This is a genomic window from Stakelama flava (assembly GCF_019351405.1).
GTDB classification, from domain to species: domain Bacteria; phylum Pseudomonadota; class Alphaproteobacteria; order Sphingomonadales; family Sphingomonadaceae; genus Sphingomonas; species Sphingomonas flava_A.
Genome location: NZ_JAHWZX010000009.1, coordinates 102,415 through 124,857 on the forward strand (window position 1 = coordinate 102,415; position 22,443 = coordinate 124,857).

General features: G+C 63.1%; 14 protein-coding genes, 1 tRNA gene and 1 pseudogene. 8 read left to right on the forward strand and 8 right to left on the reverse strand.

The genetic code is table 11. The features are described from left to right. Window positions 1–143 precede the first annotated feature (143 nt). Together KY084_RS10820 and KY084_RS10825 are read left to right on the forward strand one after the other, a co-directional pair. Entirely contained in the window at window positions 144–1,385 is a 1,242-nt protein-coding gene (locus tag KY084_RS10820; RefSeq protein ID WP_219238472.1) for a sigma-54-dependent transcriptional regulator, read from the forward strand. Further along, window positions 1,375–2,592 (forward strand): sensor histidine kinase, encoded by a 1,218-nt coding sequence (locus KY084_RS10825; RefSeq protein ID WP_219238473.1) that lies wholly within the window; start codon window positions 1,375–1,377, stop codon window positions 2,590–2,592. Before KY084_RS10820 ends, KY084_RS10825 begins: the two co-directional genes overlap by 11 nt. A gap of 39 nt (window positions 2,593–2,631) precedes the next feature. Here the strand turns inward: KY084_RS10825 and KY084_RS10830 are convergent, their stop codons facing one another. From KY084_RS10830 to KY084_RS10850, 5 genes are all read right to left on the reverse strand, one after another. Continuing rightward, the gene (locus KY084_RS10830) at window positions 2,632–3,228 is read right to left on the reverse strand and encodes a hypothetical protein (RefSeq protein ID WP_219238474.1); all 597 of its coding nucleotides are present in this window, start codon (window positions 3,226–3,228) and stop codon (window positions 2,632–2,634) included. A 240-nt stretch (window positions 3,229–3,468) separates the two neighbouring features. Further along, a complete protein-coding gene (gene acs / locus KY084_RS10835) occupies window positions 3,469–5,718 on the reverse strand; it encodes an acetate--CoA ligase (protein WP_219238475.1) in 2,250 nt (749 codons plus the stop codon). Window positions 5,719–5,727: 9 nt separating this feature from the next. Beyond that, complete coding sequence (gene adhP / locus KY084_RS10840; protein WP_219238476.1) at window positions 5,728–6,762, reverse strand: alcohol dehydrogenase AdhP; 1,035 nt, start codon at window positions 6,760–6,762, stop codon at window positions 5,728–5,730. A 79-nt stretch (window positions 6,763–6,841) separates the two neighbouring features. Continuing rightward, window positions 6,842–8,362: an aldehyde dehydrogenase gene (gene adh, locus KY084_RS10845; RefSeq protein ID WP_219238477.1), complete on the reverse strand. Its 1,521-nt coding sequence runs from the start codon at window positions 8,360–8,362 to the stop codon at window positions 6,842–6,844. Window positions 8,363–8,506: 144 nt separating this feature from the next. Then, window positions 8,507–9,454: a GAF domain-containing protein gene (locus KY084_RS10850; protein WP_219238478.1), complete on the reverse strand. Its 948-nt coding sequence runs from the start codon at window positions 9,452–9,454 to the stop codon at window positions 8,507–8,509. Between the two features lie 96 nt (window positions 9,455–9,550). On the opposite strand from KY084_RS10850, the pseudogene KY084_RS16785 reads away from it, so the two are divergent. The 3 genes and pseudogenes from KY084_RS16785 to KY084_RS10865 all read left to right on the forward strand — a co-directional run. Then, a pseudogene (locus KY084_RS16785) lies at window positions 9,551–10,286 on the forward strand (acyl-CoA dehydrogenase family protein); the annotation flags it as partial. Window positions 10,287–10,289: 3 nt separating this feature from the next. Beyond that, window positions 10,290–11,156, forward strand: coding sequence for an acyl-CoA dehydrogenase family protein (locus KY084_RS16790; protein WP_425516732.1), 867 nt, complete (start codon window positions 10,290–10,292; stop codon window positions 11,154–11,156). Next, a complete protein-coding gene (locus KY084_RS10865; protein ID WP_219238481.1) occupies window positions 11,153–11,674 on the forward strand; it encodes a hypothetical protein in 522 nt (173 codons plus the stop codon). Before KY084_RS16790 ends, KY084_RS10865 begins: the two co-directional genes overlap by 4 nt. A 10-nt stretch (window positions 11,675–11,684) precedes the next feature. On the opposite strand, the gene KY084_RS10870 is transcribed toward KY084_RS10865, so the two are convergent. Together KY084_RS10870 and KY084_RS10875 are read right to left on the reverse strand one after the other, a co-directional pair. Continuing rightward, window positions 11,685–12,311, reverse strand: coding sequence for a DNA-3-methyladenine glycosylase family protein (locus tag KY084_RS10870; RefSeq protein ID WP_219238482.1), 627 nt, complete (start codon window positions 12,309–12,311; stop codon window positions 11,685–11,687). Window positions 12,312–12,315: 4 nt separating this feature from the next. Continuing rightward, window positions 12,316–13,062: a TrmH family RNA methyltransferase gene (locus tag KY084_RS10875; RefSeq protein WP_219238484.1), complete on the reverse strand. Its 747-nt coding sequence runs from the start codon at window positions 13,060–13,062 to the stop codon at window positions 12,316–12,318. Window positions 13,063–13,188: 126 nt separating this feature from the next. On the opposite strand from KY084_RS10875, the gene KY084_RS10880 reads away from it, so the two are divergent. The 3 genes from KY084_RS10880 to KY084_RS10890 all read left to right on the forward strand — a co-directional run bounded on the left by KY084_RS10880 (window position 13,189) and on the right by KY084_RS10890 (window position 17,687). Further along, window positions 13,189–13,274 (forward strand) — tRNA-Tyr (locus tag KY084_RS10880). A 221-nt stretch (window positions 13,275–13,495) separates the two neighbouring features. Next, window positions 13,496–15,064: a BCCT family transporter gene (locus tag KY084_RS10885; protein ID WP_219238485.1), complete on the forward strand. Its 1,569-nt coding sequence runs from the start codon at window positions 13,496–13,498 to the stop codon at window positions 15,062–15,064. 532 nt (window positions 15,065–15,596) lie between these two features. Beyond that, window positions 15,597–17,687 (forward strand): hypothetical protein, encoded by a 2,091-nt coding sequence (locus KY084_RS10890; protein ID WP_219238486.1) that lies wholly within the window; start codon window positions 15,597–15,599, stop codon window positions 17,685–17,687. A gap of 30 nt (window positions 17,688–17,717) precedes the next feature. Here the strand turns inward: KY084_RS10890 and KY084_RS10895 are convergent, their stop codons facing one another. Beyond that, the gene (locus KY084_RS10895) at window positions 17,718–22,256 is read right to left on the reverse strand and encodes an NACHT domain-containing protein (RefSeq protein WP_219238488.1); all 4,539 of its coding nucleotides are present in this window, start codon (window positions 22,254–22,256) and stop codon (window positions 17,718–17,720) included. Window positions 22,257–22,443: the final 187 nt, after the last annotated feature.

Sequence of the window (22,443 nt, forward strand, 5' to 3'; positions counted from 1 at the left end):
TGCCGTTCATGCGCACAGGATATGACGTGCCGATGGGTAACGTCTAACGTATTGATATACAGTCTTTTTGAATCGTACGTTCAACGATTCGCCAAGCGATATGTATGGAGTGTCCGATTCCGAACAGTGTTTCCGATCTGTCAATGCCCTCCGTGCAAATCCTGTTCGTCGACGATGATCGCGATATCGTTGCTGCCGCGCGGATGGTCGCCCGGCGCAGCGGGATGGAGCTTGTCGGTGCGTCCGATCCGGCGGCGGCCTGGAGCCTGCTTGCCGAGCGGCGCTATGACGTCATCCTGCTCGACCTGAATTTCGCGCGCGGACATACCAGCGGTGAAGAAGGCTTTCGCATGCTTGCCGACCTGATGGCGAACGATCCGCAGGCAGTGGTGATCGTGGCGACCGGGCATAGCGGCATCAATGTGGCGGTAGAGGCAATGCGCATGGGGGCGTCCGATTTCGTCATCAAACCATGGAGCAACGACGCGCTGGCAGAACGGCTGAAACGCGGCGCGGCGCTGGCGCATGCCCGGCGGGCCGCCATGGGCGAGGGGGGCGACGAACCGGCGATCCTGCTGGGCGACGATCCCGCCATCGAACGCGTCCGCAGAACGATCGTGCGCGTCGGCGCGACCAGCGCACCGGTGCTGGCGCTGGGACCGGCGGGATCGGGAAAATCGCTGGTCATCGACCTGCTGCGACGTCAGTGCGCTGGCGCGGGCGAACCATGCGTCGAAATCGGCATGCACGATGCCATCGACATGGGGAAAATCGAAGAGGCACTGGCCGGATCGCAAGGGGGTACGCTGATCCTCGATCATGTCGAAACGACGCCGCACCGGCTTCAGCCCCATCTGGCGGCGCGGCTTTCGGGCCGCAGGATACTCGCAATGGCGCGCGGGGACAGGCAGTCGGTTCGCGCCGCGCTCGACGCCGATCTGCTCATGCAACTCAATACGATCGAAATAGAATTGCCGCGCCTGTCGACGCGCGTCGGCGATGCGCTGTTGCTGGCGCGCCACTTTGCCGACCTTTTCGCGAGGCGCCATGGCCTGATCGCCCGCACACTGAGCGACGAGGCGGCGCGCGCCATTGTCGCGGATGATTGGCCCGATGACGTACGCGGCCTGCGTCAGGCGATCGAACGCGCCGTCCTGCTGGCCGAGGGAGGTGAAATCGAAATCGCCGATCTGGGACTGGACGCCGCGATTCAGAGCGAGGGACGCCCGCGCGCGGCGGCGGCCGACCTCAATCTGGATCGCGCCGAAAAGCATCTGATCGAAGCCGCGCTTGATCGCCATCGCTTCAATATCAGCCGCGCCGCCGACGAACTGGGACTGACCCGCGCCGCGCTGTATCGCCGGATGGCAAAACATGGACTCTAGACGGCCGGGCTGGCCGGTCGGGCGGATCGCGACGGTTGCCCTGCTTCCGGTCGTCGGTGCGCTCGCGTTCTTCGCTTGGCAGCGCATGCTCTATGCCAATGCGGTGCTGGCGGCGTTAATGGCGTTATGGGCGGTTGCCGTGATTGCCGTTGCGGTGCGCCGGGAAATCGAGCCGGTGACGATCGATCCGCTGCTTGACCAGCGGGCTGCCGAAGCCGAGCGGCAGCAACGGCGCCTGCTCGCCTATCTCGACCTGTCGCCGGCTCCGCTGATGCTGCTGGAGGAGGGGTATCGGCTGCGCGCGGTCAACCGCGCGGCGCGACGCTTATTTGCTTCGCAGGATGTCGTCGCCGACCCCGATCCCGCGCTGATCCGCGCGATCGCCGACACCGCGCCGGGGGCATCGGCATCGCTAAGGGCCGATTTCGGAACCGGACCTGAGGGATATGCGCTCGCCACTGCGGATATCGTCGCTGCGGGCGAGGCAAGCCGAATCGCGGCACTGGTCGGGATCGAAGCAGAATTGCGTGCCGTCGAGGCACGCGCGCTGCGCAACCTGCTGAACGTGTTGAGCCACGAGATCATGAACGGGCTGACGCCGATCGCATCGCTCAGCCAATCCGCTGCCGAATTGATCGACAGCGATGCCGACAGCGACCGGGCCGAGGCGCGGATCGCGATTCAAACGGTTGCGCGGCGGGCGGAAGGGTTGCGCGGGTTCGGTGAAGCCTATCGCCGGCTGGCCCGTTTGCCCGACCCGGTGATGCAACGGATCGATATTCGCGTGATTCTGGACGATCTCGCGCGATTGTTTCGCAATCGCTGGCCGCGCATCGAACTGGCGATCGATCAGGCGGATATTCACGGCGAGGCCTATGCCGATTCCGATCAGCTTCACCCCGCACTCTGGGCGCTGCTGCAAAATGCCGCCGAGGCGTGTCTTGATGGGCATCAGCCGTGCGTGACGATCAGGATGCTGCGAACGAACCGCGCGATCGAAATCACAGTCGGCGACAATGGGACCGGCATCGCGGACGACGTGCGCGAGCGGATTTTTCAGCCGTTTTTCACGACGAAGCCGGACGGGTCGGGGGTTGGACTGGCGCTGGCGCGGATGATCGCGCTTGCGCATCTTGGCGATGTGGTGCTGCTGCCCGGCGGCGAAACGGGCAGCAGGTTTCAATTCTCTTTCGCCGCGGCGGATTGAGCAGATTTGCTGTCGATTGCGACCGCGGTTGGTTTCGTTCTACGCGCCGGTTTCCACCACTGTCAGCGTGGCCATGGCCGATGATGCGGTGAAATGGATCCAGATGGCGCGATCATTACGACGGATTACCCAGGTTTCGACCGGATTATTATAGATATCGCCGAGCGCTTCATTCATGTCGACGGTTATGTCGTCGGGCAAAGCATGCGCCAGGGCCGAGGGAATTTTGCCCTTGGCAACTTTCACCGCCCCGAATTTCTGCAACTCGGCCTCGATCTGCTGGGTAAGGCCGAAGCGGGAAAAGCTGGTTCCCTCCAATTGCTCGATCGATGTAAACCAGACCTTTCCCTCGACCCAGTGAAATCCGGTCCCGGTCCAGAAGGGGAAGTGGCCGACACCCTGCAATTGCGGCCGATTCATCGGCTCATATCCATCGGGTAGCATGACATAGGGAAATTGCCCCAGGTCAGCGGTTGAAACCGCCACTTTGTCTAGCGGATAGGGAACCGAACCATCGGGAGAGGCGGAGGCCACGATACTCGCTGACTGTGCGGTCGCCGGGGAGGCGGCGAAAGCGGGAATTGCGCCGAGCGCTAACAGCGATGCGAGCCTGAGCGCAGCGACAGACGTTTTCATGCAAAATTACCCCTCGTCATGGTCCGCCCGGAGCCTAGAATACTGACACAAGTCCGGCAAGGCGACGATGTGCGAGTGCTCCCTTCCAAACCGCCATGGCACCGCGGTTTGAAGTTTTCGAGGATCGGGGGGCGGGCGATAGCATATTTGCACCTCCTACTAGGGCGGCTACTCAAAGACCCTCCACCTTTGCGCGCTTTAAAATTCAACGCGCCAAAAAACGTGGCGACGTGCCTGCCGCTACCGATTGAACGCGCTTTCACTGCCGTTGATCAGACGGTCGACCACGTCCGGATCGACGAGAGTCGACGTGTCGCCGATTCCGTCGGCTTCGCCGCTCGCGATTTTGCGCAGGATGCGGCGCATGATCTTTCCCGATCTGGTCTTGGGCAGCGCGGGGGCGAACTGAATGGCGTCGGGCGTGGCGATCGGCCCGATCTCCTGCCGCACCCATTGGCGTAGTTCGCGGCGCAGTTCGTCGTCCGCTTCCTCGCCCTTGTTCAGCGTGACATAGGCATAGATGCCCTGCCCCTTGATATCGTGCGGCATGCCGACCACCGCGGCTTCGGCAACGCGCGGATGCGCCACCAGCGCACTTTCGACTTCGGCGGTGCCCATCCGGTGGCCCGACACGTTGATGACATCATCGACCCGGCCGGTGATCCAGTAATAGCCATCGGCATCGCGGCGCGCGCCGTCGCCGGTGAAATATTTGCCCGGATAGGTGGTGAAATAGGTCTGAAAGAAGCGTTCGTGATCGCCATACACGGTGCGCATTTGCCCCGGCCAGCTTTGCGCGATTACCAGATTGCCCTCGGTCGCACCTTCGAGAAGTGCGCCATCGGCATCGAGCAATTGCGGATGGACGCCAGGCAGGGGCTTGGTCGCGCTGCCCGGCCTGGTGGCGGTTTCGCCCGGCACCGGCGCGATCAGCGCGCCGCCGGTTTCGGTCTGCCACCAGGTGTCGATAATTTCGCACCGCCCTTCGCCCACCACGCGGTGATACCAGTTCCATGCCTCCGGATTGATCGGCTCGCCCACCGTGCCGAGCAGGCGGAGCGAGGACCGGTCATGGCGTTCGACCCATTCATCGCCATCGCGCATCAGCGCGCGGATCGCGGTGGGCGAGGTGTAGAAAACGCTGACCCCCAGCCGCCCCGCGGTCTCCCAGAACCGGCCCGCATCGGGATAGCCGGGTACGCCATCGAACATCACCGTTGTCGCGCCGTTCGATAACGGGCCGTACAGGACATAGGTATGTCCGGTAATCCAGCCGACATCCGCTGTGCACCAGAATATGTCGTCGGGCCGCCCGCCAAACAGAATGTCATAGGTGAGGTTGGCCCACAGCAGATAGCCGCCGGTGGTATGCAGCACGCCCTTGGGCTTTCCGGTGGAGCCCGAAGTGTAGAGGATGAACAACGGATCTTCCGCCGCCATCGCTTCGGCAGGACAGTCGGGGGAGACGGTTTCGCGCAACTCTTCCCAGCGGTGGTCGCGTGCTTCGATCATCGCCACATCGGCTCCGGTCCGCCGGATGACGACGACGCTGTCGACTGCAGGGCAATGCGCCAGCGCGCCGTCGACATTCGCCTTCAGTGCGATGGGCCTGCCGCCGCGCATGCCCTGATCGGCGGTGACGACCACTCGCGCGCCGCAATCATTGATCCGGTCGGCAAGGCTGTCGGGCGAAAAACCGCCGAACACGACCGAATGCACCGCACCGATCCGCGCGCAGGCTAGCATGGCGATCGCCGCTTCGGGCACCATCGGCATGTAGAGGATTACGCGATCCCCTTTGCCCACGCCCAGATGCTTCAACGCATTGGCGAAGCGGCAAACCTCTTCATGCAGATCGCGATAGGTCAGGCGGCGGCCTTCGCCCGGTTCGTCGCCTTCGAACAGGATCGCGGTCTTTTGCCCGTGCGTTTCCAGGTGCCGGTCGACGCAATTTACGCACAGGTTCAATTCGCCGTCGGAAAACCAGCTTATCGCAAAATCACCGGCATCGAAGCTGCTGTCGTCGCTTCGCGTCGGGAAGCGCGACCAGCTAATCCGCCTTGCCTGATCGAGCCAGAAACGGTGCGGATCATCGGCAAGGGCGGCGCGCATGGCGCGCACCCGATCGACCGGATCGAGCATATCGATCTCCTGCATGTCAAAGGCGCGGCCGCGAACCAGAAATCGCTGCTCGCGCCCATTGTCCAGACTGAACATTCCGCCCCGCCCTGGCACCGCGTCGAGGATAAGCTGGGTATGTTTCCACGCGGCGAATTGCTGCCCGCCGATATAGACCGGGGTATCGCCGATTTCGCCGAGCAGCACGTCGCCGCCGCCCAGCCGGAAATCGTCCCGGCGATAGCACATCGGGCTGGACCCGTCGCAGCACCCGCCCGACTGATGGATCAGCACCGCGCCATGTTCGGCGGTGATGGCGTCCAGCAGGCGGCGTGCCGCTTCGGTGGCGGTGACGCGGGGCGGGGGAATCATGGTCGCGCTTCAGCTCGCCATGTCGAGCACCACGCGGCCCTCGATCTTGCCCTGCTTCATCCGTTCGAACACCGCGTTGATATCGTCGAGCGATTCGGTAGAAATTGTCGCCTTCACCTTTCCATCGCCCGCGAAATCGAGCGATTCCTGAAGGTCGAGGCGGCTGCCGACGATCGATCCGCGTACCGTGATGCCGTTCAGCACCATGCCAAAGATGTTGAGCGGGAAATCGCCGGGCGGCAGGCCGTTGAGCGCAATCGTCCCGCCCCGCGCCACCATTCCCACCGCCTGTTCGAACGCCTTTTCGCTTACCGCCGTTACCAGCACGCCGTTGACGCCGCCGCCGGTCGCGCGTTTCACCGCGGCGGCGGGATCGCTTTCGTTGCGCGCGTTGACCGTGGCCTTCGCGCCCAGCCGCCGGGCGAGGTCCAGCTTCGCATCGTCGATATCGACCGCAACCACGTTCAGGCCCATCGCAACGGCATATTGCACCGCCATATGGCCCAGCCCGCCGATACCGGAAATCGCCACCGAATCCCCCGGCCGGGTGTCGGTCATCTTCAGTCCCTTGTATACGGTAACCCCCGCGCACAGCACCGGCGCGATTTCGGCGAAACCGATATTGTCGGGCAGGTGGCCGACATAGGCCGGGTCGGCGAGCACATAATCGGCGAACCCGCCATTGACCGAATAGCCGGTGTTGAGTTGGCTTTCGCACAGCGTTTCCCAGCCGCCCAGACAGTGCCGGCAATGGCCGCAGGCGGTATAGAGCCACGGCACGCCGACCCGGTCGCCCTCTTTGACATTGGTGACGCCTTTGCCCACGGCGGAGACGTACCCGACGCCTTCATGGCCGGGAATGAAGGGGGGCTTGGGCTTTACGGGCCAGTCGCCTTCGGCGGCGTGCAGATCGGTATGGCATACGCCCGATGCCCGAATGGCGACCTGAATCATGCCGGGGCCGACTTCGGGAACGGGAACTTCGTCGATGGTAAGCGGTGCGCCGAATTCGCGCACGACCGCAGCCTTCATGGTCTTGCTCATGATCTCTCTCCGGATTTTCTTTTTTGAAACGGCTATGATCGCTCCGGCGGCGCGCAGGTGCGGCCCCCGGAAAATCGGATCAGAAGAAGCCCAGCTTTTTCGGGCTGTAGCTGACCAGCATGTTCTTGGTCTGCTGATAATGGTCGAGCATCTTCAAATGGTTTTCGCGACCGATGCCCGATTGCTTGTACCCGCCGAACGCGGCGTGCGCGGGATAGGCATGGTAGCAGTTGGTCCATACCCGGCCCGCCTGAATTGCGCGGCCGAAGCGGTAACAGGTATTGGCATCACGGCTCCACACGCCGGCGCCAAGCCCGTACAGCGTATCGTTGGCGATGGTCAGCGCTTCTTCGGCATCCTTGAACGTGGTGACCGAAACCACCGGGCCGAAAATCTCTTCCTGAAAGATTCGCATCCGGTTGTTGCCGCGAAACACGGTCGGCTTCACATAATATCCGCCTGCCAGGTCGCCGTCGAACGTCGCCGCTTCGCCGCCGGTCAGCACTTCCGCGCCTTCCTGCCTGCCGATATCGATATAGGACAGGATCTTCTGCTGCTGTTCCGAACTGGCCTGCGCGCCGATCATTGTTTCTGGGTCGAGCGGATTGCCTGCCTTGATCGCCTCGACCCGCTTGATCGCGCGTTCCATGAAACGGTCATAGATGCTTTCGTGGATCAGCGCGCGGCTGGGGCAGGTGCAGACCTCGCCCTGATTGAGCGCGAACATGACGAAGCCTTCGATCGCTTTGTCGAAGAAATCGTCATCCTCGCGAGTTACGTCTTCGAAAAAGATGTTCGGGCTTTTGCCGCCCAGTTCCAGCGTCACCGGGATCAGGTTCTCGCTGGCATATTGCATGATCAGGCGGCCGGTCGTCGTTTCGCCGGTAAAGGCGATCTTTGCGATGCGGTTCGAACTGGCGAGCGGCTTGCCCGCTTCCACGCCGAAGCCGTTGACGATGTTCAACACGCCGTCGGGCAACAGGTCGCCGACCAGTTCCATCAGCACCATGATCGAAGCGGGCGTCTGTTCGGCGGGCTTGAGAACGATGCAATTACCCGCTGCCAGCGCCGGAGCCATTTTCCACGCGGCCATCAGGATCGGGAAATTCCACGGGATGATCTGGCCGACGACGCCCAGCGGTTCGTGGAAGTGATAGGCGACGGTGTCGTGATCGATTTCGGAAAGGCTGCCTTCCTGCGCGCGGATGACCCCTGCGAAATAGCGGAAGTGATCGATGGCCAGCGGAATATCGGCTGCCATGGTCTCGCGCAGCGGCTTGCCGTTGTCCCAGGTTTCGGCGATCGCCAGCTTTTCGAGATTTTCCTCCATCCGGTCGGCGATGCGGTTGAGGATCAGCGCGCGCTCGGTCGCGCTGGTGCGGCCCCAGGACGATTTCGCCGCATGCGCCGCGTCCAGTGCGGCATCGACATCGGCGGCCTGACTGCGCGCGATCTTTCCAACCGGCTTTCCGGTGATGGGGGAGACATTATCGAAATAGCGCCCGTCCTGCGGAGCCACCCACCGGCCACCGATGAAATTGTCGTATTTCTCGGCAAAGGGGGCGGTCATCGACGCTGCGGGGCTGGTTTGCATTTCCATGGCTGAATCCTCTACAAATCATCGCCGGGTCGTCCCGGTCGTGTAGGGTTCAGTCTTTCGCGATTTTACAGGCGGCGAAAGAGCGGCGGAGCACAAGCCTGTCCGCGACTGTCTCACCAATGAGACAATATGGCCGCTTATCGGTCAGCCGCGTGAAATCCCCGCCTTTTCCATTCGGCGATAAAGCGTCGCCCGGCCGATGCCGAGCGCCTTTGCCGCCTTCGTCGCATTGCCGTCCGCCTGCGCCAGCGCCCTTCGCAGTACCGCGCGTTCCGATTCGCGAAGCGATAGGCCGGTGGAGCCGCCCAGCACGTCGGCGGCGCTGCGCCGGCCGTTCATGCAGTCGTCGGTCAGGCTGAAGCGGTGCCGTGCCGCGCGAGTCGCGCCGATTATCAGGTCGTCGCTGTCGACCGCGATCAGCGCGGCCGCATCGCCCGGCACATTGGCATCGATGATCCTGCGCCCTTCGAACGTGCGGCAGAAAAGCCCGCGTTCGATCCTGCGCGCAGCGTCCTGCACGATTTTCTGAACCAGCGACGCCATCGCCGCGGTATGATCGGCGCGGCAGTTCGAAATATCCAGCGCCCCGACGATCCGCCCGGTGGGGTCATGGACGGGGGCGTCCATGCAACTGATCCCGATATTGCGGCTGGCGAAATGTTCGTCACGATGAATGGTGATCGCTCGCCCTTCCACCAGGCAGGTCCCGATTCCGTTCGTGCCTTCGCTGTTTTCGCTCCACACCCCACCCGGCGTCAGGCCGACATGGTCGAACATATCGCGGTCGCCAGCACCGCTTCGCGCTTCCAGGATCACGCCTTCATTGTCGGACAGCATGATCGCGCATCCGGTGGCCGCCACCGTCTGAAACAACTGGTCGAGCAGCGGGCGAGCGACGTCCAGCATCAGTTCGTGCCGCTGGCGGCGAAGCGTCAGGTCGCTTCCCGAAACGATATCGGGCCCTTTTCTATCGTCGGCGTTAAGGCCGTGCTTCAGGCCCGACCGGCACCAGCTCGCCGCGACGAGCGACTGCGCCGCACGGGTCGGGGAGCCGAGAACTTCCTCCACATTTTGCTGGTGGCGACGGTCCATGAGGCGATCGTAGCGGATATTTGCGCTTCTGGCGAACGCTTGCATTTCATCCGGGTAAGCGGACACTCTGTCGCCATAAAAGATGGAGAGGCCGGCATGTCTGCCTATGCACCGCGCACCGCGCTCGAAACGCATGACGTAACCAACCAGCCGGACGCATTTTCGGGGCGCAACCTGTATCGTTGCGACCGTGCGCTTTCGCAGGCGGTGGCGCGCGAAGCGGGCGACTGGCTCGATACCCGGCTCGAATCGCTCGGCGCGCTGATGGGAAACGAGGCGATGCTGGAGGCGGGAGCGGCGGCGAATCGCTATTCGCCCGAACTCGCGAGTTTCGACCGCTATGGCCGCCGCCTCGATGAAGTCCGCTTCCACCCCGCTTATCACCTGGGCCGAGGATCGTCCGGGCCGCCACCTTGCCCATGCCGCGTTGCTCAGCGTCTTCACGCAGGCCGAAGCGGGGGTGATGTGCCCGGTCAATATGACCTATGCCGCCATCCCTGCGCTTCGCCATCAGCCGGATGTGACCCAAGACTGGATCGATACGCTGATCGGCGGCAGCTATGACGCGCCGCTCCGCCCGATCGGGGAGAAGGCGGGCATTACCCTGGGCATGGCGATGACCGAGAAACAGGGTGGCAGCGATGTTCGCGCCAACACCACGCGCGCCGAGCCGGTAGATGGCGCAAGGCGGCTGTGGCGGCTTACCGGACATAAATGGTTTTGCTCAGCACCGATGAGCGATGGCTTTCTTACCCTTGCCTATACCGACAAGGGGCTTAGCTGTTTCCTGGTGCCGCGCATCACGCCGGATGGCGCGCGCAACGCGATCCACATCATGCGTCTGAAGGACAAGCTGGGCAACAAATCCAACGCCTCGTCCGAAATCGAATATCATGGCGCGACCGGCTGGCTGATCGGCGAGGCGGGCAGGGGCGTCGCCACCATCATCGATATGGTGCACCATACCCGGCTGGGCACGATATCGGCGACGCTGGGCATTATGCGCATGGCGCTGGCGCAGGCGGTGAACCATGCGCAGGGGCGTAGTGCGTTTCAGAAACGCCTGATCGATCAGCCCGCGATGCGCGCCGTGCTCGCCGATCTCGCGCTCGAATATGAAGCCGCGGTGGCGCTGGTGGTGCGCGTGGCAAAAGCGTTCGACGCGCCCGACGGGCCGGAACGCGCCTTTGCCCGCCTGTCGGTCGCGCTCGCCAAATACTGGCTGACCAAGCGTAATCCCGCCTTTGTGTTCGAATGCATGGAGTGTCTGGGCGGCGCGGGCTATGTCGAGGAAGGGCCGATGCCGCGCCTCTACCGCGAAGCGCCGCTGAATGCGATCTGGGAAGGGTCGGGCAATGTCATCGCGCTCGACGTGCTGCGCACGCTGGCGAAGCAGCCCGATTCGCGGGAGGCGTATATCGGCGAACTCGCAGCGCAACGCGGAAAGCACGCCCGGTTCGACGCCGCGCTCGATACGCTGCTCAGCGATATGGAAGGTCCTGTCGGCGAAGCGCAGGCAAGGGGGCTGGTCGGGCGGATGGCGCTGCTGCTGCAAGCGGCGCTGCTCCTCGCCCACGGCCCAGCAACGGTGGCCGAAACGTTCTGCGAATCGCGGCTGGGCGGAAGCGATGGCCGCATGTTCGGCGTGCTTCCGGCGGGGGCGGATATCGATCCCATCCTCGAACGACAGGTGTTCGCATGAAGCGACAGAAAATGCCCGGGATCAGCATGATCCCTGCGTTGGCCCTGTTGAGCATCGTCGCGCAGGACGCTCACGCTGCAACGGATTGCCTACCGGTATCGGGCGATATGCGATCTGAAGTGCAGGCGGCGCTCAGTCGCCGCGCGATAACGATTATCGAACGCGCCCGGCAGCCGGGATATGCGACCGATCCGGAACTTGGCCGGTTAGTAGCTGATCAGGTTATGGCGAGCACTGGCGCCGGTGATGTGGGCGTGTCCCTGCCGCCCGGCATGGGCGCGCTGCACTCCGTCGCTGCCTCTATAACCGCAACCGAATATCGATACCTCGGATGGGATTATCTTGACGGTCCGTTCAGTGGATGCGTCGCTGTCAAAATCGCCGTAGAATTTTTCGATCGGGCTTCAGGGACCAGTTGGCCGGTCGAATTCCAGTTCGACAATGGCCGATTGCGATCGCTCTCGACCTGGCGACGCAGCGCGGTCTGGGGGCGGTTGTCTGATAAAGGCAGGGAATAGACGGACCCGCTCAAATCACGTCCATGTCGCTTTTGTAATGGTGCCAGGCGAAGATCGCGGCCGCGCCGCGATGCGGGCGCCAGTTTTCGGCGACCGCGCGCACCGCTTTTTCGCCGGGGCGTTCGGCATGGCCCAGAATCCGACCGATCTCTATCTGGACGGCCAGATCGCCCGCAGGCCAGATATCAGTGCGCCCTTCGGCGAACAGCAGATAGATTTCCGCCGACCAGCGGCCGATGCCCTTCACCGCGACCAGCTGCCTGATCGCTTCCTCGTCATCTTCCGGCAGGTTCTGCAGGTCCAGCCGCCCGCTCGTCACTTCCTCGGCAAGGCTGCGGGCATAGGCGATCTTTTGCCGCGACAGCCCGGCACCGCGCAGTGTTTCGTCATCCACCGCGATCAGCCGTGCCGGATCACCCGCATCACCGCCAAGCGCCGCCTCCACCTTGCCCCAGATCGACGCCGCCGCGGCGACGCTCACCTGTTGCCCGACAATGGTGCGCAGCAAGGTCGCGTACCCGCGTTCGCGAATTCGCGGTTCGGGATAGCCGACCCGCGCCAGTGCGGCCGCGAAGGCCGGTTCGCGCGAAGCCAGCGCGTCGAGCGAGGCGCGAAGCTGATCGGCGGAAAGCCCCATCGCGTCAGCCTCGCGCCGCCGCCGCGTACAGCGAAATCGCCGCGGCGTTCGAAACGTTCAGGCTCTCCACCTTGTCGCTGATCGGCAGGCGTGCGAGTTCATCACAATGCGTTTCCGTATTGTGGCGCATTCCTTCGCCTTCCGCGCCCAGCACCAGCGCGGGCCGTGCATCGCCCAGCGCTTCGCCCAGCAAGCGATCGGTATGGCCGGTCAGCCCGATCCGCCAGAATCCGGCCGCGCCGATATCGTCGAGCGCACGGGCAAGGTTCACCACCCGCACCCAGGGTACGATTTCCAGTGCACCAGATGCGGCGCGCGCCAGCGCCCCCGATTCGGGTGGTGCGTGCCGGTCCTGCGTGACGATGGCGAGCGCATCGAACGCCGCGGCCGAACGCAGCACCGCGCCGACATTATGCGGGTCGGTCACCTGATCGAGGATCAGCAGCGGGCGGCGGTCGTTCGCGCCTGCCTCCAGAACGTCCTCCAGCCAGATATCGTCAAGCGGATCAACCTCCGCCACCATGCCCTGATGCGGCGCGTCGCCGGGAACCAGCCGGGCAAGATCGGCTGCTTCGGCATATTCGATCGGAAGGCCCTGCGGCAGGTCGAGGGCCGACAGCGCCTCTCGCGTGCCCCAGATGCGGCGGATGGTTCGGTTCGGATTGGCGAGCGCGGCGCTCACGGGATGGCGGCCCCAAAAGCGCGGGCGCTGGTTGCTGGAACCGGATTGTCGGCGCGGGCGGCGGGCCATTAGCGGCAGCCCCTGTCATTATTTTGCACGAGCGCGACGCTATGCGCGGGAAAAGCGGTTCGCAAGGCGTTGACATGCCCGCTCAGCATCGGCATGGGTCCGCCCTCGCTGTTCAGGCGGCCCGATGGACAGGTGGCCGAGTGGTTAAAGGCAGCAGACTGTAAATCTGCCCGCGCAAGCGTACGCTGGTTCGAATCCAGCCCTGTCCACCATCCCGTTTCGGGTGCTTCTTCGGCCGGTCGCCTTTGCTGCGCCGGACGGTGCGGTTGCAAAGGCCAGTCGCCGCCGGTATCCCCGTTTACCTGAACGCAAATGCGCTCGCATGGTCTTTTCGCGCCGCTGTCGCGCGCCTTGCCATCTTTGTATCCGAAACATTTGGGGGACAAACCGATTCCTATCCGCATCGAAGCCCGCTGCCTTTTGAGCGCCGCCCATGGCTGAACTGTCGGAATCGGAAATCACCCCACGCTTCAAACCAAGTGTTTTCTTCGGATCGATCGGGCTGATCGGCATCCTCATCGTCTATGCAGTACTCAACGCCAGCAATGCCGATAAGGTGTTCGGCGCGATTCAGGCAGGCGCGACCAGTACCTTCGGCTGGCTGCTTATTCTTACCGTCAACGTGCTGCTGGTCTTTTGCGGAATCCTTGCCTTTTCAAAGCTGGGCAGGATCAGGCTGGGCGGCGATGACGCCGCGCCGGAATTCGACACGGGCGCGTGGTTCGCAATGTTGTTTTCGGCCGGTATGGGCATCGGCCTCATGTTCTATGGCGTGGCGGAGCCAGTGCTCCACTTCGCCAATCCGCCAGTCAGCGCGCTGTCCAATCCCGGCGCGACGACGGCGCGCGGTCTTGCCGACAATGCCCAGATGTCGATGGGTGTGACATTCCTCCATTGGGGGCTGCACGCCTGGGCGATCTATGCGGTTATCGCGCTGGGGCTTGCCTATGCCTCGTTCAACAAGCGGCTTCCCTTAAGCATCGGGGCGTTCCTCGAAATCGCATTCCCGAAAATTCCGACGATCGTCATCGACCTGATCGACGTGCTTGCCATTACCGCTACGGTGTGCGGTGTTGCCACCTCGCTCGGCATCGGCGCGTCGCAGGTCAATGCCGGGCTTTCGATCATCGCCGGCGTTCCCGACACATCGCTTGTTAAATTCGTGATCATTTTCGTAATCACCTGTCTTGCCAGCATTTCGGTGGGGCTTGGGCTGAATACCGGGATAAAATGGCTGTCGGAAATCAATATGGGGCTTGCCGCGCTGCTTGCGCTATTCGTGCTCGTGGCGGGGCCGACCGTGTTCATCCTAAACGGCTTCATTCAGAATATCGGCTACTACCTTCAGCACTTCATCTATCTGTCGAGCTGGACCGAAACCTATACCGGCGGCCATTGGCAGGGTGACTGGACGATCTTCTACTATGCGTGGTGGATCAGCTGGTCGCCATTTGTCGGCGTTTTCATCGCGCGCATTTCCTATGGCCGCACGGTGCGCGAATTCATCGCGGGCGTGTTGCTCGTGCCGTCGCTGGTGACGTTCCTGTGGTTCACCATCTTCGGTGATACCGCGTTGCACATCGAACTGTTCGGCGCAGGAGGACTGGCCGAGGCGGTGAATAATTCCATGCCTGACGCGCTGTTCGCGTTTCTGGGCCATTTCCCGCTCACGCCAATCGTTTCGGGTCTGGCGATCCTGATCATCACCACCTTCTTTGTAACGAGCGCCGATTCGGGTGCGCTGGTGACCGCGATGATCGCATCGGGCGGGAATCACGAAGCGGGCCTTGCCTCTCGCCTTACCTGGGCGGCGGCTATGGGGCTGCTCGCCGCTGCGTTGCTCTGGGCGGGTGGGCTGTCGGCGCTGCAGACCGCGGCGATCGTCACCGGGCTGCCCTTCGCGATCGTGCTGCTGCTGATGGCGGCGGGGCTGTACAAGATGCTGCATGCCGAATTCCCGGCGGGCATGCGCGTCGTCGGGCGGACGACAGCTGAGGATTGAACGTCGCGATGTCAGGGGAGAAGTGGAGCGGGTAACGGGATTTTGCTCCACATTTGCGCGAGCTGGTATGCCGCAGAAAACCTAGGGTTTTCGCAAATGATCTTCGGGTTGTATCCCGGCGTGTGAGAAGGTCAAGCACCTAAATTGCGAGATCGGCGAGCGGTTCGGTTAGCCGTCATCGGTTCGGAATCTTGGCGCCGCCGGCGACGTCGGAGGATCCAAAACGCCGAGGACTGTGATAGCGATCTTTCTGCTGGCGGACCGGCCGCTCATCGCAGCGCCGCAGGATCGGACAAAGAGGTATCGCCGGGGCTAAACTGAAAGCGGACATCGGATCAGCGGACTCAATCTGACCGAAATGTTGGACAGTCCGGTTAGTCTGCTTTTGGGCGCGCAGATTGGGGTGGCGGACATTCTGGACGGCAAGCCGGCCCGTCAGCTTCGCGCCCCATTTCGGTCATTCAAGAAAGATGTTGGGGATCTCGAAAGCAGCCGCTCGTTCATTCGACCTTAAGCGGAGGAGAGGGCCTAGGTGCAGGGCTTCGTAGAATGGCCGATCCTGCTTGCAGCGTTCGAGAGCCGCGACCATCTCGGCGGCATGTTGAGAACTTCAGATCTTGATTCCACGATTTTCCGGCATCTGACCGGCAAGGCCAAGCCGGCCCTGATTCACCCCACGAACACCGCCTTTGACCCCGCGGGCTGGAAGGCGGTGGTCGATGCCATCGGCGATGAGCCGCTGTCGCCGCGCGATATGCTGCTGATGCAGGTCGCGATGCTGATCGGCGTTCAGAATGCGATTTTGCGCCATCGCTACACGAGCAAGCTCTTCGCTGGCTTCGCGCCGGACCAGGTCCTGACGCTGGCGCTGGCAAATGCCAATCGCGGCTATCTGGTGATCAAGTTCAAGGCCGATGTAGCGGCTGCGGCAGCCTTCGAGGCGGCCGGCGGCCGGCCATTGGATTTCGGGGCGATATCCCAGCTGCTCATCGAGCCGGCTCCAGGCCAGTCCCCGGCGACGGCGGACGACCTCAACAACTCTTTCGTCGACACCCTTCCGCATTGGTTCGCGCTTGCGCGCGACATTACCGAAGGGTCGCGGGCGCCCGGCGAGGACCTGGGAGGGATCGCCCAGCGTGCGGGCGCGTGTCTCTCGCTAGAGCATGCGTTTCGGTCAATTTGGCAAGAAGCGCTGTGGGAGCCCTGGCGGTTCGGGCAGGGTGCCGACGGTTATGTGATGGTCCCGGACGATACCGACTGGATGGCCGGTTGGCGGGTTTGGGACTTGCGCGAGCAGTCGCTGCATTTGCAGGGCGCGATGCTCAACCGCCAGCTCGAGAAGCGAATCCCCAACGCGTATCTGACCCGCTCGCTTGCACGGACCGTGACGGCGATCGACCTTGATGCCGTGCCCCCGACCCTCACTGTCGCGGCGCCTTCCGAGCAGCAGGCCGCAGCGCATCGCATGTCGATCGATGCGGTCAGCGATGCGTACACATTCGTTTTTGCCGACCAGGTCGTCGGCGCGCCGGGAGTGACGGTCGCGCTGCTTTCGGAAGCCGTGCTCGTGCTGCAGGATCTAGCTGTCGCCGCCTTGCCGGAAGAATATGATCCGGTCGCCCCCGATTGGACCATCATGGAGCGGTTGGCGTGTAAGCTGCCGCGGGCGACGCTGATTGAAGCGCTGCGAGATACGCTCGGGATCGGTTTGGCGCTCGCCGAAGCCTGCATCGCGTTTCTGACCGTCGATCCGGCGGCGGACCTGGGCGAGTTGTTTCGCATCGGATTGTGGCACAAGCCGCTGGTGGCGATGGCCGACGGCGAGCATGTCCTGATCGCAGCGGGCGCATTGATATGGGGATCGCCGATCCGGCGTACCGAGCGCTGGCTGCAAGCGACGGGCGGGGACGATCTTTCGAAAACCCCGAACGGCCTGATCTACGAAGCGCAGGTTCGCACGCTGGCCGAGCAGGCGTTGCGCGAGAATACGCTGTTTGCCTCGACCGACTGGTGCGTCAGCCACCTGCCAAAGGGCAAGGCCAAGGAGGAAGTCGATCTCCTCGTACGCATCGGAAATCGCGTACTTGTCGGCGAGATCAAGTGCTTCCTCGGCCCATCCGAGCCGAGCGAATGCTACAACTATGTTCGCAAGCTCGAAAAAGCCGCCGACCAGGCGCGCCGCAAGTCAGACTGGCTCGCAACCCAGCCCGCGCTTCTCGACGCACTGCTCGGTGGCTCCGGGGCTCTCGAGATCGTGCCGCTGGTGATCGTCAATCAGAGCAATGGCGTCGGACTGGTCCTGGACGGTTGCCAAGTTACGGACGCGCACTTCTTGCAGATCGTGTTGGGCGACGGCGACTATCATCGCGGCGCCAAATTCGAGAACGACGAACCGATCGAGTTCAACGTCGAGACGCTCTACGCCACGGTGAAGGAGGCCGAGGAGCGCCTGACGCGTATTTTCGCGGAGCATCTTGGCGTTCAACGATACCGCGACGCCGTGCGCTGGACGACCAATGTGATTCCGCTCGGTGACGGAAGCGGCAGCCTGCAGATCGCCTATCCGATCGTCGACGAGACGGCGTATTACGCTGCGGGTCCGTTTGCCGGCACAACAGGGTAGTTGCTGGTGTCAGACCTGCTAAGGGTACTCTCAGTCCGAGCGCGACCAATGCCGTATCTGTGGCGATCGCTCCCGTAGCCAGAGAACCCCGTTGTATCGCACGCGAACGTCGGGTCTGCGCTTCCCGCTGCCTGTCCGTCCGATGCGTTCGCCAATCACGGTCCAGACAGGTTCGACCTCGTGCTTGCGCGCCATCTCCAACAGGGCGTCGCGGCGGACCAGAACGTGGCTATGGTGATTATCGCTGCCGCTGACGATCACCGGCAGGCCGTCGCCATTCACAAAGACGCCGGCATTTTCAATGTCGGGACGCAAGCCGAGCGCTCGGATCAGCCATCCGATCGGGACCTGCCTGGAGAAGCCGTCAGCGAGGCTCTCGTCGAGATGACTTTCCCATTGAAACCCGATTGTCGGCTTGATCACCCGGTAGCATCGATCGTCGTCCGGTCCGCGTGCCCGCAGCGTGGACCATGGCTTGTCCGGCCATGTCGATCGCCGGCCAAGCTCGCCGATAAAGGGGCCATCCGTGAGATTTCCGGGCAGCCATTCGTGAAAATCGTCCATGTGGCGCTCGGTTTCCTCGATGAACCGCTCGCGCGTGGCGGGCGGCATCAGCAGCATGGCAATGAAGTGGAAATCGCTCTGTTCCCAGGGGACATCCCACACCCCTTTCCCGCGTGGGCCATCAATGTCGTGCGAGGCATAGCGGTAGAGCGCGAGCCATTCGTCGCTTCCTAGATCAGACCCCAGTCCCATTGACAGGCGCTGTGCTGGAAGATCGGTATCGAATACCCACGCCTTGCGTTCAGCGGGCGGAAGATCGGGGCAGCGCAGGAGCGGGACGCTCGGCACGCCCGAGATAGCGGCCGCTTCCTTGTCGGCCGGTAGAACCGAAGGCTCGATGTCGCGAACGAACTCGACATCGAGCGGATCATCATAGACCTTCGCGGGCTCGCCCCAGTCGGGCTTCAGCCAATTATTGTCCGCGAGCCTCGCCAGCAACTCCATCATCGCGATGCGCTGATACTTCTTTCCGATCCGTTCTACGCGGCCCCGATCTCCCTGCCGCTCGCCGACCGTGTGGTCTCGCGGGAACGCCGTCTCGGTCCAGCCCAGAGCCATGGCGCGATTGGCGACCCAAAGCTTGGCGCGATGTGCGTTCACTTCCTTGCCGGCGCCCTTGCCGGGGACGATCCAGACATTGTCCGATTCGTTTGCCGCCCAGCGTTTTGCGTTGGTCGCAAACCGCCGTGCCTGCGCCGGTGTCAGCAAGGCCACCAGTGCAGCTTCGGCGGCTCGCACGCGCCTGCGGTCCGCAGCTGGGATCGTCATCTTGAAGGTGTCGGCATCGAACGACATGCGCTTTCGTCGATGGGCGTCCCGAAGGGCCTCGAACGCGGCAGCGATGTCAGGACGCCCTTGCGATACGTCGTCGAGAAAGGCTCTGCCGGTTTCGGAAGACATCAGCGGTCGAGGTCCAGCGAGGGGTGCGGCCGCAAAGCGTTCGACCCGATACTGGAGCGTATAGCGGCCGAAGTCGGCCAAACCCTTGTAGCAGGAGCGAAGGATCGAGTCGGCGCCGATCCGCTTCGCGCGCGCCTCCACGCGCGCCTCCGTGAAGTTGAAGACAGGTGCCGTGGCGCCATAGGGCGGGCGGCATCGAACGAGATCGATCCTGGCGTCGGGTGTGCCAGCGGTATTCGCCAATTCGACGACGCCACGAGCATAATCGCGCGTGACGATATGGACCGGGACCTGACCACCAGCGAAGGCGTGCGTCCAGGCGGTCAGGGCATGCGCCTGGAGACGGGCGGGATCGAGTGTCCGGAGGCTCGCCCCGTAGAGCGCGCCGAACATCCGCTCGATGACATACGGATCGTCACACCCGGCAAAGCGAATGAACAGCGGCTCGACCAGCGATGGCCGTTCCATGAAGACGCGGATCATCGCCTTCGTTGCGGTATCGCGAATGTTCGCGCTGGTCGAGGTAAAGGCCCATGCCAATATCACGAGCGCCAGCCTCAGCGTCTCATCTTCGGCGCGTGCTGTCCCTAGGCTCAGGCACCAATTGATCAACTTCGACAGCGGGTGCCCGGCATCGTGATGCGCCGCATTGATGCGGCGGGTCCAGAACGCATCTCGGTCAGCAAGCTGGCGCGGCTGAAGGTTGCGATCGAGAAGGTCTGCATTCCATGGATGCTGCTCGACCACGGCCAATTCGATCAGCAACGCGACGATTTCCTCGTCATCGCGGTCGAGCCGGTTGAGCAGCTCGCGTGTCCGATCTGTGAATGCGCCCACGGCGCGCCAGCGCACGCTGTCGACAAACGCATCCTGGACAGGCCACTGGTCCCACCAGGCATTGAAGCCGCCGGGAAGAGCGTCGACGATCTCGACCTTGTAGCGATCGGCGAAGTGCAGTGTCAGCGCGTAGAAGAGGCCACGCCATTCCCACTGAACGCCGTGCTTTCTCAGAACGAAGGCGAGGGATCCTGCCGAATCGAACAGGCCGGTTGGATCGGAGATGTTCTGCAGCAGCGAATTTGCGACTAGGTGGTCCTGGAACCGCTGGAACGAGAAGCGGACGACGTCGTCCTGATCCGAGAGAGGGTCGTTGGGATCGTGCGCAGGATTGGGGTCGTACCGTAGCAGGCCGCGGAAACGCAGTAGCTCGAGCCATGTCTTCCCCGGCGGTGGCGCGAAGCCCTGAAAGGCTTGTTCGACGATCGCGTGCGCCTCAGCCCGGCTTGCATAGTCCTGCCGGTGCTTCGCCATCGCTGCGGCGAGGCTCAGCAGCGCTCGCCGCACCGGTCCGATGAGCGTGTCGGCGCCGTCATAGGTCGTCCCCAGATGGCGTCCGGTGGCGTCGAGGAAGAAACTCAGGACCTCGCTGGTCCCGCGCATGCCGCGTGGAAAGGTTGTTCGTCCATCGCGCTCGATTGCAAGGCATGCCGTGCGCAGGAACAGCGGATTGGAGAATTCCGGGTTGAGCCAGGGCGTGGCCGGCCGCACGATTCCGCGGCGATCCATATAGACCTTGGCAGCCGCCTCGATCTCCTCCGGAGACTCGAACCCGGCGACCTCGGCCCGCGTGGCCATCGCCTCCACCGCCGGCGTGATGAGGTGATCGACATACTCCCGACGGCACGAGATGCATAAGGAGAGCTGGGGGTAGGCGAGGATGCGTTGCGCGATCCCGTGAAGCGCACCCCGCCAGAGCTGGACGCCGGCCCCCTCATTGACGGCGTCGATGGCGATCAGCGCCCGCTTGCCGACTGCCTCGGCGCGTGCGTTCAAGGCGCCCAGCAATTGATCGAACTTGCTCGCGCCAAGCTCGAAATGCGCGATCATCTGATTGCCGATTGTGCCATGCAGCGTGAAATCGGTGCCGAGCAGAAAAAGGGCCGGCGCGCCGTCGGCGAGCGCACGCTCGACCTGCGAGGCAATGAGGTGGGATTTGCCCGATCCTGCCCGTCCATCGAGCAGCGCAAACCGTCGCTGGTCGCTCAGGCTTCCGATGGAGTCGATGGCTTCGAGAAAATCGCCCAGAGCCGATTGCAGGTCGCGCAGCGTATCCACCAGATAATCCAGGCCGGTTCGCTCGCGATCCTCCGCCGGTGTCCGCGGGCCGGCCGTCTTGGGCCGCTTGGCCTTTGCCTCTCGCGAGAACTCGCCGATCGACTGAATCGCATCGAAGACCCGCTTGCGCAGATCAAGCGCCTGATCGCGCCATGCCGGATAGTCGAACGGCGCATCGCTCGACGACACGAGGATAAACGTGGCCGCGTCGAACTGGCGGACTTTGCCGGCGATCTCGCTAAGTTTGCGCTTGTCCGTGGGTGGCAGCGTCTGCGGCGCCGAGCCGAGTTGCGCCTTCTCGAGCACAGCGGCGCGGACAGCTTCGAGCAGGGTGCGAAACCGGGTATTGCGAAGCAAACCGTCAAATACCGCCGCGGTTGATACATCGACATTGTCTTCGGGATGATATCGCTCTTCGAGCGCGGCGACGGTCCGCTGGCACTGGGCTGCGAGCCATGACGGCGACAACTCGATCCCGCCGAACCAATAATCGATCAAGCCGATTGTTTCGGGGCGGGTGAGCAGCTCTTCAAGGTCCGATGCGGTCCAAGGTTCGAACAGAACGGTTCTGCCCAGCGCCGAAGCGGCAGCCTCCCACTTCACCTTGTGCTGGTCCCAAGCATCCCAGCCATTCGCCTGTGGCTTGCCGCCTTTCGTTGTCCGTTGCGTGCGCCCCGTCAGCACACACGCGATCGCGATCGTCATCATGCTCAACTTGGGGTGGGTAGCCAGCGCCGTGGCTACCGATTTGTCGACCGCGCCCCAATCGACATCGCCGGATTTTGTGTAGAATTTGGCCTGATACCCATGCTCGCTGCTGTCGGCGAGCTGCCACACGGCCTCGATCCCGCCATCTCCACCCGCACCATGAATCCTGCGAAATTCGACAGACCCCGTGGGCGGGATGCGCCGGGCGACCTGGCAGACTAGTTCCTCGAAGGTCTCGCGCTGCCCGGCAACGCCAGCGATAATCTTGGTAAAGTCCAGCATCAGGCGGATGTCGTACTAGCTGAGGTTGTGCTGCCGCAATAGAGCAGGATTTCCTCCGACAAGGTGGAAGCGTGACATTTGTCAGGACAATCAGTGGATCTCGTCCACACTGAAGGGCCGTTGCCGGCGACGACATCGCATGACGAGCGTCTGCTTTGCAGATCAGGCCGCCCGAGATCTGCTAGTC